Consider the following 18,190-nt stretch of genomic DNA (forward strand, 5'->3'; position numbering starts at 1 on the left):
GGGCCACGCCCAGGATGAACAGGATGACACCCAGGATCTTCAGGGCCGGATGCATCGGCTCAGACATTCACCTACCCCGGAGAATTTCAGCGGAGCTGATTCAGGAGATCCCGAGCCTCCTGCTTCTGCAGGGCATCGCCTTCTGCCAGGACTTCTTCCAGGGTGGCGCGGGCGCCTTCTGCATCCCCCATGTCGATATAGGCACGGGCCAGATCCAGCTTGGTGCTGACTTCGTCGCCGAGACCGAAGGCATCTTCCAGGCCCTCGGTATCATCCTCAAGGTTTCTCAGATCCTCCTCCGTAAAGGAGTCATCCAGAAGGCCCATGGTGTCGTCCGCGTCCGCTTCACCGTACCTGCCGCCGGCCGTGTCTTCAGGCTCCGGGGGTATCCGGGCGGTTGCATCATCATCCGCCCAGTCCAGATCCTTGAAATCAATCTCGACCGTCGCGTCATTACCCGAAGCCGGTGATTGCGTGCCGCGACCTGCCTCGCGGGAGGGCGCCTGCTCATCCAAGCCGAGATTGACCGTCTCGTCTTCCTGATTCACCGTCGCCGGGCCGGGCATCGAGGTATCCGATTCCAGGTCGTCAATCTCGAAATCCAGATCCCCCAGGGCGAACTGCAGGGTTTCGTCCTCATCCTTCACCCTTGCTGCATCCTGGGCCGGCTTGGCCGTCGGGGCATCATCAGGTCCGGTATTCTGCAATCGGGTCGGTGCTTCTTCGTCGCCGGACAGCAGCGACGTGGGCGCATCGTCATCGCCATCGGACCGGCCCGTCATTTGGGTATCCATGTCATCGTGGATGTCGAAATCCACCTCCCCCAGGGATACCTCAAGATCCTGTGCATCCAGGATCAGATCGCTGTCATCCGCCCTCGCCGGAGGCGACAGGGACGAGGTTCTCTGCCCGGCCTGATAGAGGCTGTTCCCCGGACTCAGTTCCTGTCCCATGGTCACCAGGCGGTCCCACAGGGCGGAAGTACGGTCCCCCTTCTGCTCGAACATCCGTGCCGCCGTCTCATCAAACGCGGCTTGGTTGCCGGTGGCAAAGTAGGTTTCCGCCAGTTTGAACTGGTAGTCGGGGCGGTCGGGCGCGCGGCCCAGTGCTTCCTTCAGCAGGTCCTCGGCCTGCTGGTACAGGCCGTAGGCCAGATACACATCGGCTTCGGCGATGGTGTCGTCATTGACCACTTCATCCCAGCTGCCTGCTTCAGGAGGCGCGCCATCGGCGGCGGCAGGGGACGCAGGGACTGCCGGCAACTGGGTTTCCACGGTATCCATCATGGCCGTGGAGGTCAGATCGACCGGGGCCTTTTCCGCGGTCACCGTCGCCTCGGATGAGGCGGGCCTGGCCGCGGCCAGACCGGCACCCGCAACCCCGGTGGCCAGGGTGGTGGCACCGGATCCGGAAGATACCGCATCCTGCCCCCGGTAGTGGGGCTCAGGCGCGATGCTCGGCTCCCCGGCCGCATCAGCCTGACCGCGCAAACGCCGCAGCGCCAACAGGATCAGGGCGAGGATAAGCAGGATGCCGAAGCCTCCTCCGATCAGCAGGGAAGGACTACGCAACACTTCGGCCAGGAAGCCGGCGGCCTGAGGCTGAGGCGCCGGTGCAGTGACGGGAGGCTGCGGGGCCGGGGTGTGATCGGGGCCGGAATCGGAGCTGCCGATACGGGGTCATCCGTCACTATCGGCGGTAACGGCCGGGGGGTCATGGGTGCCGTGGGCGACACCGGCACCGGCAAGGCATCCAGGTCCTCGCCCTGGGCAACGGCCAGCTGTCGCTGAAGTTGCGCCAGTTGCTGGTTATTCAGTGCCAGCAGGCGCCCCTGCCGCTCCAGCAGGTCTTCCAGTTCGCGAATGCGCTCTCGCAATTCGAGACCTTCCTGGCGCCGGGTTTCACTGGTCTCCCGCAACAGGGCCAGATCCTGTTCCAGCCGCGCCGTTCCGTCGACAGACCGGGCATCGGACTCGGCCACGATCTCCAGACGTCCATCATCCGTCTCCCGCGGCGCCGGATCCGGTTGGGACACGGCGGGGGGGGCAGGCGGTATATCCGGCGTGGCCGGAAGCTGGGGTCTGGGGGCCTCTTCGGCGGCCCTGGCCCGATACTCCCGCCACAGACGATGCTGGCCGGCCACTTCACGGCGGGCCTCGGCCGCACTCAGGGCCATGACCTCGTCACGCTCGGGCACCCGGAGCACGCTGCCGCTGCGAACATTGTTGATGTTGTTGTCGGTGAACGCCTCGGGATTGGCACGCAACAGGGCCATCATCATCTGTTCGACCGAGATTCCGGCATCGGGACGCAGCCGCGTGCCCAGATCCCACATGGTATCCCCTGCCCTGACCCGGTAAGTGGAGGGAGCGGCCACGGTATCCGGGCGCGGGGTGGTGGGAGGTGCGGACGGGCGCCGATCGACGGGGGCGGCCAGGGTCGGTGCCGGTGGTGGTGCCCGCTCGAACATGGTGGGCGGGTCAAGAAGTACCGTGTACTCACGCACCAGCCGGCCACTGGGCCAGCTGGCTTCAATCAGGAAATTCAGGAAGGGTTCGCGGATGGGGTTGCGGGAGGTGACACGGACCACGTGCCGCCCATCCGCCGTGGTGACCGGCTCGAACTGCAGATCGGAGAGCAGGTGGGAGCGATCGATGCCGAGCCGCTGAAAGAGGGCATCGGGCGCCAGCCTGACCACCAGATCTTCCATCTCCCCAGGGCGCACGGACAGGAGATGGATCTCCGCCCGCAGAGGCTGATTCAGTGCCGAACGGGTCTCGATCTCCCCCAGGCCAAGGGCAAGAGTCGCCCCCGGCGCCATGAGTGCCCACAAGGCGGTTCCCAAAGCCAGTCTGCGCACAGCATGTCCCCTTTCTGAAACGATCCGGCCAAGCCCCCTGCCGATGTGATGCCCCCGTGTCCGAGCCGACGGTGATGTATCGCCGGCCCGGCGCAGAGACAGCTCCGGACCTTTGCTTACAGGAAATCTTTTATCAAAACTTCCGCTATTTGGATACTGTTCAGGGCCGCACCCTTGCGGACGTTGTCCGCCACCACCCACAGGTTCAGACCGCGGGGATGGGAGACATCCTCCCGGATACGTCCCACGAAGACCGGATCCTGAGCGGCGCTTTCGGTGACCGCCGTGGGATACCCGCCGTCACGGCGCTCGTCCATGACCACCACGCCGGGCGCCCTGGACAGCAGTTCGCGGGCCTGTTCGGCGGTAAGCTTCTCGCGAGTCTCGATGTGCACCGCCTCGGAATGACCGTAGAACACGGGCACCCGCACCGCAGTGGGGTTCACCTGAATCCGGTCGTCTTCCATGATCTTGCGGGTCTCCCAGACCATCTTCATTTCTTCCTTGGTGTAGCCGTTATCCATGAAGACGTCGATGTGGGGCAGGACGTTGAAGGCGATCTGCTTGGGATAGACCTTGCATTCCACCGGCTTGCCGTTGAGCAATTGGGCGGTCTGGGCGGCCAGTTCCTCGATCGCCTCCTTGCCGGTACCGGAGACGGCCTGATAAGTGGCCACGTTGATGCGCTCGATGCCGGCGGCATCGTGCAGGGGCTTGAGGGCCACCAGCATCTGGATGGTGGAGCAGTTGGGGTTGGCGATGATGCCGCGGTTTTTATAACCGGCCACCGCATGGGGGTTGACCTCCGGCACCACCAGCGGGATGTCGTCGTCATAGCGAAACTGAGAGGTGTTGTCGATCACCACGCAGCCGGCCGCCGCGGCCTTGGGCGCATATTCCTTGGACACGGAGGCGCCGGGCGAAAACAGTCCGATCTGCACCTTGGAGAAATCGAAGGTGGCCAGGTCTTCCACCACCAGCTGCCTGTTGCCGAAGGCCACCCGGCTGCCGGCGGAACGGCTGCTGGCCACGGCATGGACATTGCCTACCGGAAACTTGCGTTCCGCCAGGATGGACAACATGGTCTCACCCACCGCGCCGGTGGCGCCGACGACGGCCACATCATAGGTTTTGCTCATCGCTTCGTAATTCCTTGGATACGGTGTCTTTCGTTCAAACTGGTGTGTATCAGTCTAACAGGTGCGCCGGTATCCGCACGAAAATCCCGGATACCAGCCATCGCCTACCTTGCCCGTCAGTCCGCCAACGCGGCCACCACGGCCTCGCCCATCTCGCGGGTCCCCACCTTGCGGCAGCCCTCGGTCCAGATGTCGGCAGTGCGCAACCCCTGATCCAGCACCCGTCCCACCGCCGCTTCCACACGGGCGGCCTGGACCTCTTCGTTCAGGGTGTAGCGCAGCATCATGGCCACCGACAGCAGGGTAGCCAGCGGATTGGCCACGCCCTGACCGGCGATGTCCGGGGCGGAACCGTGAATGGGTTCGTACATGCCCTTGCCTTCGGCGTCCAGGGAGGCGGAAGGCAGCATGCCGATGGAGCCGGTGAGCATGGCGGCGGCATCGGAGAGGATGTCACCGAACATGTTTTCCGTCACGATCACGTCAAACTGCTTGGGTGCCCGCACCAGCTGCATGGCGGCGTTGTCCACGTACATGTGGGACAGGGCCACCTCCGGATAGTCCCTGGCCACCCGTTCGGCCACCTCGCGCCAGAGCTGGGAGACCTCCAGTACGTTGGCCTTGTCCACCGAGCACAGGCGACGATCGCGCTTCATGGCGATCTCGAAGCCACTGCGCACGATGCGTTCGATTTCCGGCTCGGAATAGATGATGGTGTTGAACCCTTCCCGCACCCCGTCCTCGCGGGCCTGGATACCACGGGGCTTGCCGAAGTAGGCACCACCGGTCAGCTCGCGCAGGATCATGATGTCCAGACCGCCGACGATCTCCGGCTTCAGGGCCGAGGCGGAGGCCAGCTGGGGATAGAGGATGGCCGGGCGCAGGTTGGAGAACAGGGCCAGCTCGGCGCGGATGGCCAGCAGCCCCCGTTCGGGGCGCAGTTCCCAGGCCAGCTGGTCATAGCGGGGTCCGCCCACGGCGCCCAGCAGGATCGCGTCGGCGGCCCGGGCCAGGGCCAGGGTCTCGTCGGGCAGCGGCTTGCCGGCGGCATCGTAGCCGGCGCCGCCGATGGGGGCCTCTTCCAACGCCACGGCCAGGCCGAAACGGTCCTTGAGGGCGTTCAGGAGGCGGGTAGCCTCAGCGACGATTTCCGGGCCGATGCCGTCACCGGGCAGGATGAGGATTTTCTGGGTCATGGATGTCGATTCTCTGCGATGAATGGAATTGAAAAGCCCTTTCTCCGGCTCTCCCCCTCACCCCAACCCCTCTCCCACGAGGGGAAAGAGGCTGCACATGCCGCTCACCTCCCATGCGGGGAAAGAGGCTGCCCATGCCCCCACCTCACCATGTGGAGAGAGGGGCTGCACATTACCCCCCTTCTCCCCTTGGGGGAGAAGGGCCGGGGATGAGGGGAAAAGGCTCAGAACAGCCAAGGCGCCTCGGTCCGACGCCGAGCCTCGTAGGCCCGGATATCCTCCCCGTGCTGCAGGGTCAGACCGATGTCATCCAGGCCATTGAGCAGGCAGTGACGCCGGAAGGGGTCCACCTGGAACGGGAAGGACTCCCCGGACGGGGTTACCACGGTCTGGGCATGAAGGTCCACGGTCAGCGTGTAGCCCGGCGTCGCCTCGGCCTCGCGGAACAACTGATCGACAATGGCCTCGTCCAGGATCAGGGGCAACAGTCCGTTCTTGAAACTGTTGTTGAAGAAGATGTCCGCAAAGCTCGGCGCGATGACCACGCGAAAACCATAGTTGGTCAGGGCCCACACCGCGTGTTCGCGAGAGGAGCCGCAGCCGAAGTTCTTGCGCGCCAGCAGGATCTGCGCCCCCTCATAGCGGGACTGGTTGAGGACGAAATCGGGGTTGATCTTGCGCCGGCCGTGATCCATGCCCGGTTCGCCCGGATCCAGGTAGCGCCAGTCGTCAAACAGATTGGGACCGAAACCGGTCCGTTTCACGGACTTCAGATACTGCTTGGGAATGATGGCGTCCGTATCCACGTTGGAACGATCCAATGGACAGACCAGGGCGTTGAGTGTCTCGAATTTTTCCATCGCTGCGGTACCTTTTATCAGTTGAGCTCACGCACGTCCGCGAACCGGCCCGTCACCGCCGCCGCGGCGGCCATGGCCGGACTCACCAGATGGGTGCGGCCACCCAACCCCTGACGACTCTCGAAATTGCGGTTGGAAGTGGAGGCGCAGCGCTCGCCGGGCTCAAGCCGGTCCGCATTCATGGCCAGGCACATGGAGCAGCCCGGCTCCCGCCACTCAAACCCGGCATCCAGGAAGATGCGGTCCAGACCTTCCGCCTCGGCCTGCTGCTTTACCAGCCCGGAACCGGGCACCACCATGGCCAGCTTCACGTTCCCGGCCACGCGACGACCCTTGACCACCTCGGCGGCGGCGCGGATATCCTCCAGGCGTGCATTGGTGCAGGAACCGATGAAGATCTTGTCCACGGTGACGTCGGTGATGGGCGTGCCGGCGGTCAGCCCCATGTATTCCAGGGCCCGGCGCATGCCGTTGGCCTTCACCTCGTCAGTCACCTCGTCCGGGTTGGGGACCTTGCCGGAGACCGGCAACACCATTTCGGGCGAGGTGCCCCAGGTGACCTGGGGTTCGATGCGGGCGGCATCGATGTGAACCACCCGGTCGAACCGGGCATCGGGATCGGAACGCAGTTCGCGCCAGGCCTCCACCGCTTGGTGCCAGTACGCCCCCTTGGGCGCAAAGGGCCGACCCTTCACGTAATCGATGGTGGTATCGTCCACCGCCACCATGCCGGCACGGGCACCGGCCTCGATGGCCATGTTGCAGACGGTCATGCGTCCTTCCATGGACAGGGCGCGAATCGCATCACCGCCGAACTCGATGGCGTAGCCGGTACCACCGGCGGTACCGATCTCGCCGATGATGGCCAGCACGATGTCCTTGGCGGTGACCCCGGGACCCACCTGCCCGTCCACGCAGATGAGCATGCTCTTCATCTTCTTCTGCAACAGGCACTGGGTGGCCAGCACATGCTCCACCTCGGAGGTGCCGATGCCCATGGACAGGGCACCAAAGGCCCCGTGGGTAGAGGTATGAGAATCACCGCAAACCACCGTCATGCCCGGCAGGGTCGCCCCCTGCTCCGGCCCGATCACGTGGACGATGCCCTGACGGATGTCCCCCATGGGGAAGAAGGTGAGCCCGAAATGCCGCACGTTCTGCTGCAGGGTCTCCACCTGGGTACGGGAGACCGGGTCTGCGATGCCCTGATCCCGATCACGGGTGGGCACGTTATGGTCGGGGACCGCCACCACGGAATGGCTGCGCCAGAGCTTGCGAGCGGTCAGCCGCAGGCCTTCGAAGGCCTGGGGTGAGGTCACCTCGTGGACCAGGTGACGGTCGATATACAAAAGTGCCGTGCCGTCCTCTTCGGTACGGACCACGTGGGCATCCCAGAGCTTGTCGTAAAGGGTCTTTGCAGTCATCACGCTTACCTCGGTGTACGCTGGGAATGAGGATAGGCGCATCCGTTTGATAACACAAATTCATGTTATTCATGAATAAGATTCCCACAAAGAATGAGTGCTCCGATCCAGGGCCACCCCTCATCCCCGGCCCTTCTCCCACGGCGGGAGAAGAGAGAAGACCAGTGTCGTCCACTCTGCCATGATGTTCCCCCATGCTCATCGATAATCTGAAAGCCTTCACCGCCGTTGCTTCTTCCGGCTCATTTTCCCGGGCCGCGGAGGTGCTGCACCTGACCCAGCCGGCGGTGAGCAAGCGGGTGGCCGCCCTGGAAGAAGAGCTGGGACGCCGGCTGTTCGATCGCATCGGGCGCCAGGTCGGCCTGACCGAGGCGGGCCGGGTACTGCTGCCCCAGGCCCGGCGCATCCTGCTGGACCTGGAAGAGACACGTCGGCTCCTGGACAGTCTGTCGGACCGGGTGGAGGGTCCGCTGGTGCTGGCCACCTCCCACCACGTCGGCCTGCGGCGCTTGCCGCCGGTACTCAAGGCCTTCGCCCGACAATATCCCGCCGTGGAACTGGATATCCGGTTCATGGATTCCGAGGATGCCTGCCGGTATGCGGAGCAGGGTCTGGTGGATCTGGCGGTGGTGACGCTGCCGGAACACCCCTCTCCCCTGCTGAGCTGCCGGTCGGTGTGGGATGACCCGTTGGTGCCCATGGTCGCGCCGGATCATGATCTGGCCCGGGGGGTCGTCACCGCACAACGGCTCAATACCCATGTCGCCATTCTGCCCCCCGCGGGCACCTTCACCCGGGGGTTGGTGGAACGGGCGTTTTTGCCCCTGGGCATCGCGCCGACCCGGATCCTGGAGACCAATTACCTGGAAACCATTCAGATGATGGTCGGCATCGGGCTGGGCTGGGGGGTATTGCCCCTGTCCATGGGGGAATCCCTGCAACGGCCGGCGCTGGAGGGTTTGACCATGGAGCGGTCACTGGGCTGGGTCACCCACCGGGAACGCACCCGCTCCAATGCCGCCACCGCCCTGATCCGGCTGCTGGAGGCCCAGCGGGCGATGTCGTAGTGTTCCGGGGGGCTATCACAGAGACTCCCTTCTCCCCTTGGGGGGAGAAGGGTAGGGGATGAGGGAGAGGCCTGGGACAAGCGCTGTGCCGGCCCTACCCCCTGTTGTCTTTCAACATCGGTGCATCTTGTATTGCATCATCAAGGGTACGTCGCCATCAAGATGCGGAGGTTAGTGGTTGCTTCGGGAAGATGGGGCACGCCCCCAGGCGGCCTTCCAGGCCCGGCTGCCGGCCATGGCGGCCAGCCAGCCCAGACCCGCCATCACCGAGGCCATCACATAGACCCAGGCCGGCCCCAGACCCTCCCAGACATAGCCGCTGATCAGGGCACCGATAGCTCCGCCCATGCCGAAACTCAGGGAGGAATACAAGGCCTGCCCCCTGCCCTGCTGGCGCCCCACGAAGAACTGATGCACCAGGGAAATGGCGGCCGCATGATAGAGCCCGTAACTGGCCGCGTGCATGAGCTGCACCAGGATGATGATGGGCAGACTGTCCACGAACACCGGCAGCAGGGCCCAGCGCACCATGGTAACGAACATGGCCACTGCCAGCAGCGGCCAGGCGCCGAAACGGGGCAGCCACCGGTGCATCATGAGGAACACACCCACCTCCGCCAGCACGCCCAGGGCCCAGAGATAACCGGCCATGGTCCGGGTGTAGCCGTTGAGTTCCAGATACAGGGTGAAGAAGGCGTAATAGGGACCATGACTGGCCTGCATCAGGAAACAGGCCACCAGCAGCAGGATCACCGCCGGGCTGGACAGGGTGGACCAGAGGGAGACGGGAGCGGATTCGTGCACCGGCGCCTGACCGTCACGGACCTGCAGGGTACTCAGCCACATGAGCCCCAGCAGCACCAGCACGATCCAGGGCAGGACAGCCACATCCACCCGCTCGAACACCGCCCCCAGGGAACCCACGGAGAGCACGAAACCGATGGACCCCCAGAGCCGGATGCGGCTGTAGGCATGGGTGCTCTTGCCCAGGTGGTTCATGGTGGTGGCCTCGAACTGGGGCAAGGCCGCGTTCCAGAAGAAGCTGAACAGGGCCATCACCACGGCGATCCACCAGTAGCCGCTGTAGAACAGCAGCCCGGAAAAGCTCAGCATGGCCAGGGCCGCGGCGATGCGGATGACCAGGGTGCGGCGCCCCGTATGATCCGCCACCCAGCCCCAGACATTGGGGGCGATGATCTTGGTGGCCAGCACGATGGCCATCAGTTCACCGATCTGTCCGGCGGAGAACCCCTGCTCGTTCAGATACAGCCCCCAGTAGGGCATGAAGGCGCCGATACTGGCGAAGTAGAAAAAGTAAAAGCTGGAGAGTTTCCAGTAGGCGGCAGGCATGGGGTTTTACGTGATGGCGCGGCGGGGCAGCCGCTCAGGGCTGTCCCGCGGGAACGTCCGCCATGGTCACCGACACATCGCCGTTCTGTCCCCGATGCCGCAGGGCATGGTCCATCAGGACGATGGCCAGCATGGCCTCGGCAATGGGGGTGGCGCGAATGCCCACGCAGGGGTCGTGACGTCCGGTGGTGATCACCTCGATGGGCTGGCCATCCACGTCCAGGGAGCGCCCCGGGATGCGCAGGCTGGAAGTCGGTTTCAGGGCGATGCTGACGCGAATGTCCTGGCCGCTGGAGATGCCTCCCAGCACGCCTCCGGCATGGTTGGAGGCAAAACCCTTGGGCAGCATCTCGTCCCGGTGCTCGGTGCCCTTCTGCTCCACGCAGGCGAAGCCGTCACCGATCTCCACCGCCTTGACCGCATTGATACCCATCATGGCATGGGCGATATCCGCATCCAGACGATCAAAGATGGGCTCGCCCCAGCCGGGGGGCAGCCCGGTGGCCACCACGTTGATGCGGGCGCCGATGGAGTCGCCGGACTTGCGCAACTCGTCCATGTAGGCCTCCATCTCCGGCACCCGGTCCGGATCCGGACAGAAAAAGGGGTTGGTCTCCACCACGGACCAGTCCACCTGCCGGGCGCGGATGGGGCCGAGCTGGGCCAGATAGCCCCGCACCTGGACGCCGAAGCGCTCCCGGAGGTATTTCTTGGCAATGGCCCCGGCCGCCACCCGCATGGCGGTCTCCCGGGCGGAGCTGCGGCCGCCGCCCCGGTAATCCCGCAGGCCGTATTTCTTGTGGTAGGTATAGTCCGCATGGCCCGGCCGGAACTGCCGGGCAATGTCGGCGTAGTCCCTGGAGCGCTGATCGGTATTCTCGATCATCAGGGCGATGGGCGTGCCGGTGGTGCGCCCCTCGAACACGCCGGAGAGGATCTTCACCTGGTCCGGTTCCCGACGCTGGGTGGTGTGCCGGGTCTTGCCCGGCCGCCGCCGCTCCAGATCCTGCTGCAGGTCGGCCTCGCACAGGGCCAATCCGGGCGGACAGCCATCGACGATACAGCCGATGGCCGGCCCGTGGCTCTCACCGAAGCCGGTGACCGTGAACAGCTTGCCGATGGTGTTGCCCGACACGTTCAGATCACCTTGGAATAGCGCTGTTCGGTGGCCTGGCGCAGGTAACGGTCAAACACCATGCAGATGTTGCGGATCAGCAGGCGGCCGGCGGGCTGCACGGTGATGGCGTTGTCGGTGACCTTGAGCAGACCATCGGCCTCCATGGGCTTGAGCCCTTCTAGTTCCTGGTCGAAATAGTCACCGAAAACGATATCGTGGGCGCGCTCCACGTCGGCAAAAGCCAGCTCGAAGTGGCAGATCAGACGGGTGATGACGTCCCGGCGCAGCAGGTCGTCCGCATCCAACTCCACGCCCCGGAACACCGCCAGGCGGTTTTCATCCAGGCACTGGTAATACTTCTCCAGGTCGTGGTGGTTCTGGCTGTAGCTGTTGCCCACCACGCCCACGCTGGTGGAACCCAGGCCGATCAGGTCACAGTTGGAGTGGGTGGAATAGCCCTGGAAGTTGCGGTACAGGGTGTGGTCACGCTGGGCCACGGCCAGCTCGTCGTCGGGACGTGCGAAGTGGTCCATGCCGATGTAGACGTAGCCGGCCTCGGTGAGCTGCTGGATGGTCTGCTGCAGGATGGTGAGCTTGTCCGCAGGATTGGGCAGGGCATCCTCGTCGATGCGACGCTGGGGCTTGAAGCGATCCGGCAGGTGGGCGTAATTGAATACGGATATCCGGGCCGGGTTCACCTCGATGATCTTGCGCACGGTGTTGCCGAAGGTATCCGGGGTCTGGTGCGGCAGGCCGTAGATCAGGTCCACGCTGGTGGAGCGGAAGCCCAGGCGGCGGGCCTCGTCCAGCACACTCATCACCTGGGCTTCGGTCTGAACCCGGTTAACGGCCTTCTGCACGGTCTCGTCAAAGTCCTGCACCCCGAGGCTGATGCGGTTGAAACCCAGCTTGCGCAGCAGGGCGAGGGTGTCGTCATGCACCTCACGGGGGTCGATCTCGATGGAATACTCGCCGGTGTCGTCATCCAGCAGCCTGAAGTGTTCGCGGGTCTTGTCCATCAGCTCGATCATCTCGTCATGGGAGATGAAGGTGGGGGTGCCACCGCCCCAGTGCAGCTGGGTCACCGGGCGGCTGCGATCGAACAGCTCGCCCTGCAGGGCCATTTCCTTGTAGAGACGGTCCAGGTAGGGACGGGCCTTGGCGCGATCCTTGGTCACCACCTTGTTGCAGGCACAGTAGAAGCAGACCGTGTCGCAGAAGGGGATGTGGAAATACAGGGACAGGGGACGGCCGCTGGCGTTGGTGCCCCGGGCGATCTCCGCATAGCGATCGGCATCCAGACCTTCGTGGAACTGTACGGCGGTGGGATAGGAGGTGTAACGGGGACCCGCCGTATTGTAACGGTTGATCAGGTCCAGATCGAAATCGATGGTCTGCGACAAGCTCATGACGGCATTGGTACCCGGTCTAGGAATGTAACTGTCTATTGTAACCGCTCAGGGCGGATGTGCCGAACGTATTGGGGTATTTTGGTGACTTGCGCCAAGTCGGAGGTCATCCCGGTGTGGCTTTCCGGGCCGGAGCCCCTAGATGTCCAGGGCCTGCAGCTGCTCGGCGGTCAGCAGGAAGACCCCCTCCCCGCCCGATTCGAATTCCAGCCAGGTGAAGGGCGCGCCGGGCAGACGCGCCTCCAGGGCCGGGGCGCTGTTGCCCACCTCCACCACCAGAATGCCGCCGGGGTTGAGATGATCCGCCGCGTCCCGCAGGATCTCCAGGGTCGCATCCAGACCGTCCGGACCCGAGGCCAGCCCCAGCGCCGGTTCATGGTGAAATTCCGGGGTCAGGGCCGCCATGTCCCGGGCGTCCACGTAGGGGGGATTGCTGACGATAATGTCATAGCGCCGCCCGCCCAGCCCCTTGAAGAGGTCGGACTGCACCGCCTCCACCCGCCCCTCCAGCCCGTGACGACGGATATTCTCCCGGGCCACCGTCAGGGCGTCCGGGGAGATGTCACTCACGTCCACCCGAGCCTCATCGAACACATGGGCGCAGGCAATGCCGATGCAGCCGCTGCCGGTACACAGATCCAGCACCCGGCGCACCTCACCGACTTCGATCCAGGGCGCAAACCCCTGCTGGATCAGTTCCGCCAGGGGGGAACGGGGCACCAGCACCCGCTCGTCGACGAAGAATTCCAGCCCCATGAACCAGGCCTGACCGGTCAGGTAGGCGGCGGGCTTGCGGGTCTGCACCCGCTGCTCCAGCAGTGCCGTCACCCGCTCCCGTTCGTCCCGGGTGAGGCGGCATTCCAGCCAGGGACCGGTCATGTCATGGGGCATGTGCAGGGTGTGGAGCACCAGCCAGGCGGCTTCATCCAGGGCATTGTCGGTGCCATGGCCGAAACTCAGGCCCGCGGCGGTGAAACGACTCATGCCGTAGCGAATGAAGTCACGGACGGTCAGCAGCCCGTCGGTAGCGGTGGAATCGGTCATGGAAATCAGCCAGTGCGGTTCAGGGTGTGGAATAATACGCCGATGAACGATCAAGTGGCCAACTGGCAGGACTGGCTCAAGGCCCTGCCCCTGTATCTGCTGCCCCATCACGGGATCTCGCGGCTGGTTTACCGGCTGTCGCGCTGGGAAACCCGGCACAAGGACCCGGTGGCACGGTGGTTCATTCGCCGTTACGGCCTGGACATGTCCGAGGCCGTCGAATCGGATCCGAGCCGCTATGCCAGCTTCAACGACCTGTTCACCCGCGCCCTGAAGCCCGACGCCCGGCCGCTGGCCCCCTCCCCGGACGCCCTGGTCAGCCCGGCGGACAGCCGCATCAGTCAGCTCGGCCGCATTCGCGACGGGCAGCTGATCCAGGCCAAGGGACACGCCTACTCGGCCGCTGCCCTGCTGGGCGGGGACGCAGACCTGGCGGCACCCTTTGCCGACGGACACTTCATCACCCTCTACCTCTCCCCCCGCGACTATCACCGCATCCACATGCCCTGGAACGGGTCTCTGCGGGAATCGGTGTATGTGCCCGGCCGCCTGTTCTCGGTGGCGCCCTTCACGGTCAAGACCGTGCCCGGCCTGTTTGCCCGCAACGAACGTCTGGCCTGCCTGTTCGAGACGGATTTCGGCCCCATGGCCATGGTGCTGGTAGGCGCCATCAACGTGGCCTCCATCGAGACGGTCTGGGCCGGTGAAATCACCCCGCGCAACCCCCGGACACCGCGCCGATGGGACCACCGGGACGACCCGCCGACCCTGGCGCGAGGCGAAGAGATGGGGCGCTTCAATCTGGGCTCCACCGTCATCCTGCTGCTCCCCGAACAGGTTTCCGGCTGGCTGCCGGACCTGGCACCGGGCCAGGCGGTCCGCATGGGTCAGGCCCTGGCCCGGCGCTGAGGTGGCGCCCCCGACCTTGCGAGCCCCGCGCAGAACTGCTATTTATACTCTGATTTGATGCGCCGCGTCATGTGCGGCAGCCAAATCACGGGGCGCGCGGCCGGGGTCTTCAGTTCATGTCGCCGGACGCAGCAAGCACCCGGACGCCCCTATCGCGGCGAATAATGAGAATACCCATGAGCGAGAAAGATCACACATCGACGCCTGATGATGAGCAGGCGTTGAAGGCGGGCGATTCACTGCCCCCTCCGTCCGCCACGCCCCGGCCGGCGCGGGAGATCGGCGGCTACCAGGGTCCGGAACCCACCCGCTACGGCGACTGGGAACAGCGCGGACGTTGCACCGACTTCTGACAGCCGGCCACCTCGGCCTGCCGGGCAGCACACTGGCAGCCGCCGCCCTTGCATATCGCATGACAGAACGACCTTCCCCGGCCCGGAACGCCATGGCGTGCAAGGGTTTCGGGGTAGCAGACCGTCAACACCCGCACACTGCGGACTCTTCAAGCGGAGCCTTCCAAGCCATGCCAAACGACAACCGGCCGCTGTCACCCCATCTGCAGGTCTATCGGCCGCAGATGACCTCGGTACTCTCGATCCTGCATCGGATCACCGGCGTGATCCTGAGCATCGCCAGTCTGATCCTGGTCTACTGGCTGGCCGCCCTGGCCGCTGGCCCCGAGGCCTTCGCCCGCGCCGAGGCCCTGCTGCATGGCTGGATCGGAATCGCGATCCTGGCCCCCGTCACCCTGGCGCTGTTCTATCACCTGTGTGCCGGCATTCGCCATCTCGTCTGGGACGCGGGTGTCGCACTGACCATCAAGGGCGTCTATGTCACCGGCTGGATCGCCCTGGCCACCACACTCCTTCTGACCCTGATCTTCTGGGTCATCGTGATCTGACGGGGATATCGACATGAGCCTTCGTACACCACTCGGCCGGGCCCACGGCCTCGGTTCCGCCAAGGACGGCACCCACCACTGGTGGGTGATGCGTCTGTCCTCCATCGCCCTGGTACCGCTGATGCTGTGGCTGATCTTCAGCCTGGCCACCCTGGCCGGCACAGGCTACGAGGCCACCCTGGCCTGGGCCGCCAAGCCCCTGAACACGGTCCTGCTGATCCTCGGCGTCGGGGTGATGTTTCATCACATCCGGATGGGCCTGCAGACCGTTATCGAAGATTACGTGCACAGTGAAGGCAAGAAATTCACGGTGCTCATTGCCATGACGTTTCTCACGTGGCTGCTGGCGATCATCGGGATCGTCGCCATTTTGCGCATTGCTTTCGGGAGCTGATTGATGAAGGGCGACTACAAGATTGTCGACCATGCCTATGACGTGGTGGTGGTGGGCGCCGGTGGCGCCGGCCTGAGAGCCACCTTCGGCATGGCGGAAAAAGGTCTCAAGACCGCCTGCGTAACCAAGGTCTTCCCCACCCGCAGCCACACCGTGGCCGCTCAGGGCGGCATCTCCGCGGCACTGGGCAACATGGGCGAAGATGACTGGCGCTGGCACATGTACGACACCGTCAAGGGCTCCGACTGGCTCGGCGACCAGGATGCCATCGAATACATGTGCCGCGAGGCCGTTCCCGCCATCATCGAGCTAGAACACTACGGCGTGCCCTTCTCCCGTACCGAGGACGGCAAGATCTACCAGCGCCCCTTCGGCGGCATGACCACCCGTTTCGGCGAAGGCCGCGCCCAGCGCACCTGCGCCGCCGCCGACCGTACCGGCCACGCCATCCTGCACACCCTGTACCAGCAGGCCCTCAAGCATCAGGCGGAATTCTTCATCGAATACTTCGCCACCGACCTGATCATGGACGGCGAGGCCTGCCGCGGCGTAATGGCCCTGAACCTGGTGGACGGCACCCTGCACCGCTTCCGCGCCCACCTGGTGGTGCTGGCCACCGGCGGCTACGGCCGCAGCTACTTCTCCTGCACCTCCGCCCACACCTGTACCGGTGACGGCATGGGCATGGCGCTGCGCGCCGGCCTACCCCTGCAGGACATGGAGTTCGTCCAGTTCCATCCCACCGGCATCTACGGCGCCGGCTGTCTGATTACCGAAGGAGTGCGCGGCGAAGGCGGCTACCTGACCAACTCCAAGGGTGAGCGCTTCATGGAACGCTATGCCCCCAACGCCAAGGACCTGGCCTCCCGTGACGTGGTCTCCCGCTCCATGACCATAGAGATCAACGAAGGTCGCGGCGTGGGTCCGAAGCAGGATCACATTCACCTGCATCTGGAGCACCTGGGTCCGGAGGTGATCAACGAACGCCTGCCGGGGATCGCCGAGACCGCCAAGATCTTCGCCGGCGTGGACGTCACCAAAGAGCCCATCCCGGTGCTGCCCACCGTGCACTACAACATGGGCGGTGTCCCCACCAACTACCGGGGCGAGGTGGTCACCCTCAAGGACGGCAATCCGGATCACATCGTGCCGGGCCTGATGGCCATCGGCGAGGCGGCCTGCGTCTCCGTGCACGGCGCCAACCGTCTGGGTTCCAACTCCCTGCTGGACCTGGTGGTGTTCGGCCGTTCCGCCGCCATCCGCGCCGCCGAGATCGTCAAGGACATCGGCGCCTCCGTGCCCGACCTGCCGGCCGGCGCCAGCGACGCCGCCCTGGAGCGTCTGGACCGTCTGCGCTACGCCGACGGCAGCCGCTCCACCGCGTCCATCCGCGGCGACATGCAGGAATGCATGCAGCGCTATGCCGCCGTGTTCCGTACCGGCGAGACCCTGCAGAAGGGCTGCGAGCGCATGGACGAGGTCTTCCAGTCCTTCGGTGACGTGCGGGTCAGTGATCGTTCCCTGGTCTGGAACTCGGATCTGGTGGAAACCCTGGAACTGGAAAACCTGCTGGGCAGTGCCGTGGCCACCATCCGCTCGGCAGTGAACCGTCAGGAAAGCCGCGGCGCCCACGCCCGCGAGGACTTCCCGGATCGCGACGATGAGACCTGGATGAAGCACACCCTGTCCTGGGTCGACGCACAGGGCAAGGTCAAGCTCGACTACCGCCCGGTGCACATGTACACCCTCAGCGATGACGTGGAAGTCGTGCCGCCCAAGGCACGGGTCTACTGAGCCGCAGATTCAGGAGAACGCAAGACCATGGCCCAGTTTGTATTGCCAATCAATTCCCGGATCAAGAAGGGCAAGACCTTCAAGGCCGAGGGTGCCACCAACGTCAAGCGCTTCAATATCTATCGCTGGGACCCGGACAGCGGTGATAACCCGCGCATCGACACCTACGAGGTGGACCTGGACACCTGCGGGCCGATGGTGCTGGACGCCGTCATCAAGATCAAGGACGAGATGGACTCCACCCTTTCCTTCCGGCGCTCCTGCCGGGAGGGGATCTGCGGGTCCTGCGCCATGAACATCGACGGCACCAACACCCTGGCGTGCACCAAGGCCATTGACGAGATCAAGGGGGATGTGAACATCTACCCGCTGCCGCACATGAAGGTGGTCAAGGACCTGATTCCGGAAATGACCCACTTCTATGCCCAGTATGCATCCATCAAGCCCTGGATCCAGACCCAGACCCCACCGCCGCCGGATTCCGAGCGACTGCAGTCCAAGGAAGAGCGCGCCCGGCTGGACGGTCTGTACGAGTGCATCCTCTGCGCCTGCTGCTCCACTAGCTGCCCCAGCTACTGGTGGAACGGTGACCGCTACCTGGGTCCGGCCATCCTGCTGCAAGCTTATCGCTGGATTGTGGACAGCCGTGACGAGGTCACCGGTGAGCGCCTGGATGCCCTGGAGGACCCGTTCAAGCTGTATCGCTGCCACACCATCATGAACTGC

General features: G+C 64.7%; 17 protein-coding genes. 7 read left to right on the plus strand and 10 right to left on the minus strand.

All coding sequences use genetic code 11. The annotated features are described in order from the left end of the window. Positions 1–86 precede the first annotated feature (86 nt). From LQ952_RS12685 to leuC, 6 genes are all read right to left on the minus strand, one after another. Positions 87–1,571, minus strand: a complete 1,485-nt coding sequence (locus tag LQ952_RS12685; RefSeq protein ID WP_238623004.1) for a motility hub landmark protein FimV — start codon at positions 1,569–1,571, stop codon at positions 87–89. Then, complete coding sequence (locus LQ952_RS12690) at positions 1,550–2,860, minus strand: type IV pilus assembly protein FimV (protein ID WP_238623005.1); 1,311 nt, start codon at positions 2,858–2,860, stop codon at positions 1,550–1,552. The genes LQ952_RS12685 and LQ952_RS12690 overlap by 22 nt, the downstream gene beginning before the upstream one ends. 116 nt (positions 2,861–2,976) lie before the next feature. After that, positions 2,977–3,999: an aspartate-semialdehyde dehydrogenase gene (locus LQ952_RS12695; RefSeq protein ID WP_238623006.1), complete on the minus strand. Its 1,023-nt coding sequence runs from the start codon at positions 3,997–3,999 to the stop codon at positions 2,977–2,979. A gap of 116 nt (positions 4,000–4,115) precedes the next feature. Next, complete coding sequence (gene leuB, locus LQ952_RS12700; protein ID WP_238623007.1) at positions 4,116–5,195, minus strand: 3-isopropylmalate dehydrogenase; 1,080 nt, start codon at positions 5,193–5,195, stop codon at positions 4,116–4,118. Positions 5,196–5,419: 224 nt separating this feature from the next. Next, entirely contained in the window at positions 5,420–6,055 is a 636-nt protein-coding gene (gene leuD / locus LQ952_RS12705; protein ID WP_238623008.1) for a 3-isopropylmalate dehydratase small subunit, read from the minus strand. 17 nt (positions 6,056–6,072) lie between these two features. Further along, the gene (gene leuC, locus LQ952_RS12710) at positions 6,073–7,479 is read right to left on the minus strand and encodes a 3-isopropylmalate dehydratase large subunit (RefSeq protein ID WP_238623009.1); all 1,407 of its coding nucleotides are present in this window, start codon (positions 7,477–7,479) and stop codon (positions 6,073–6,075) included. A 194-nt stretch (positions 7,480–7,673) separates the two neighbouring features. Here leuC and LQ952_RS12715 point away from each other — a divergent pair, with 194 nt between their 5' ends. Next, a complete protein-coding gene (locus tag LQ952_RS12715; RefSeq protein WP_238623010.1) occupies positions 7,674–8,546 on the plus strand; it encodes a LysR family transcriptional regulator in 873 nt (290 codons plus the stop codon). A 171-nt stretch (positions 8,547–8,717) separates the two neighbouring features. On the opposite strand, the gene LQ952_RS12720 is transcribed toward LQ952_RS12715, so the two are convergent. The 4 genes from LQ952_RS12720 to prmB all read right to left on the minus strand — a co-directional run bounded on the left by LQ952_RS12720 (position 8,718) and on the right by prmB (position 13,466). Continuing rightward, the gene (locus LQ952_RS12720; RefSeq protein ID WP_238623011.1) at positions 8,718–9,896 is read right to left on the minus strand and encodes an MFS transporter; all 1,179 of its coding nucleotides are present in this window, start codon (positions 9,894–9,896) and stop codon (positions 8,718–8,720) included. A 34-nt stretch (positions 9,897–9,930) separates the two neighbouring features. Further along, positions 9,931–11,031, minus strand: a complete 1,101-nt coding sequence (gene aroC, locus LQ952_RS12725; RefSeq protein ID WP_238623012.1) for a chorismate synthase — start codon at positions 11,029–11,031, stop codon at positions 9,931–9,933. 2 nt (positions 11,032–11,033) lie between these two features. After that, a complete protein-coding gene (gene hemN / locus LQ952_RS12730) occupies positions 11,034–12,422 on the minus strand; it encodes an oxygen-independent coproporphyrinogen III oxidase (RefSeq protein ID WP_238623013.1) in 1,389 nt (462 codons plus the stop codon). A 138-nt stretch (positions 12,423–12,560) separates the two neighbouring features. Further along, positions 12,561–13,466, minus strand: a complete 906-nt coding sequence (prmB, locus tag LQ952_RS12735) for a 50S ribosomal protein L3 N(5)-glutamine methyltransferase (protein ID WP_238623014.1) — start codon at positions 13,464–13,466, stop codon at positions 12,561–12,563. Positions 13,467–13,508: 42 nt separating this feature from the next. On the opposite strand from prmB, the gene asd reads away from it, so the two are divergent. From asd to LQ952_RS12765, 6 genes are all read left to right on the plus strand, one after another. Then, positions 13,509–14,375: an archaetidylserine decarboxylase gene (gene asd / locus LQ952_RS12740; RefSeq protein WP_238623015.1), complete on the plus strand. Its 867-nt coding sequence runs from the start codon at positions 13,509–13,511 to the stop codon at positions 14,373–14,375. Between the two features lie 176 nt (positions 14,376–14,551). Further along, the gene (locus LQ952_RS12745) at positions 14,552–14,728 is read left to right on the plus strand and encodes a DUF1674 domain-containing protein (RefSeq protein ID WP_238623016.1); all 177 of its coding nucleotides are present in this window, start codon (positions 14,552–14,554) and stop codon (positions 14,726–14,728) included. Between the two features lie 170 nt (positions 14,729–14,898). Further along, positions 14,899–15,276 carry a succinate dehydrogenase, cytochrome b556 subunit gene (gene sdhC, locus LQ952_RS12750; RefSeq protein WP_238623017.1) on the plus strand — a complete coding sequence of 126 codons (378 nt, stop codon included), beginning with the start codon at positions 14,899–14,901 and terminating at the stop codon, positions 15,274–15,276. A gap of 13 nt (positions 15,277–15,289) precedes the next feature. Next, entirely contained in the window at positions 15,290–15,670 is a 381-nt protein-coding gene (gene sdhD, locus LQ952_RS12755; RefSeq protein ID WP_238623018.1) for a succinate dehydrogenase, hydrophobic membrane anchor protein, read from the plus strand. 3 nt (positions 15,671–15,673) lie between these two features. Beyond that, on the plus strand, positions 15,674–17,464 hold the full coding sequence (sdhA, locus tag LQ952_RS12760; RefSeq protein ID WP_238623019.1) for a succinate dehydrogenase flavoprotein subunit: 1,791 nt from the start codon (positions 15,674–15,676) through the stop codon (positions 17,462–17,464). A gap of 27 nt (positions 17,465–17,491) precedes the next feature. Next, the coding region (locus LQ952_RS12765; protein ID WP_238623020.1) for a succinate dehydrogenase iron-sulfur subunit at positions 17,492–18,190 on the plus strand (699 nt) is incomplete at its 3' end.

It is taken from the genome of Ectothiorhodospira lacustris, assembly GCF_022227785.1.
Lineage (GTDB): Bacteria > Pseudomonadota > Gammaproteobacteria > Ectothiorhodospirales > Ectothiorhodospiraceae > Ectothiorhodospira > Ectothiorhodospira lacustris.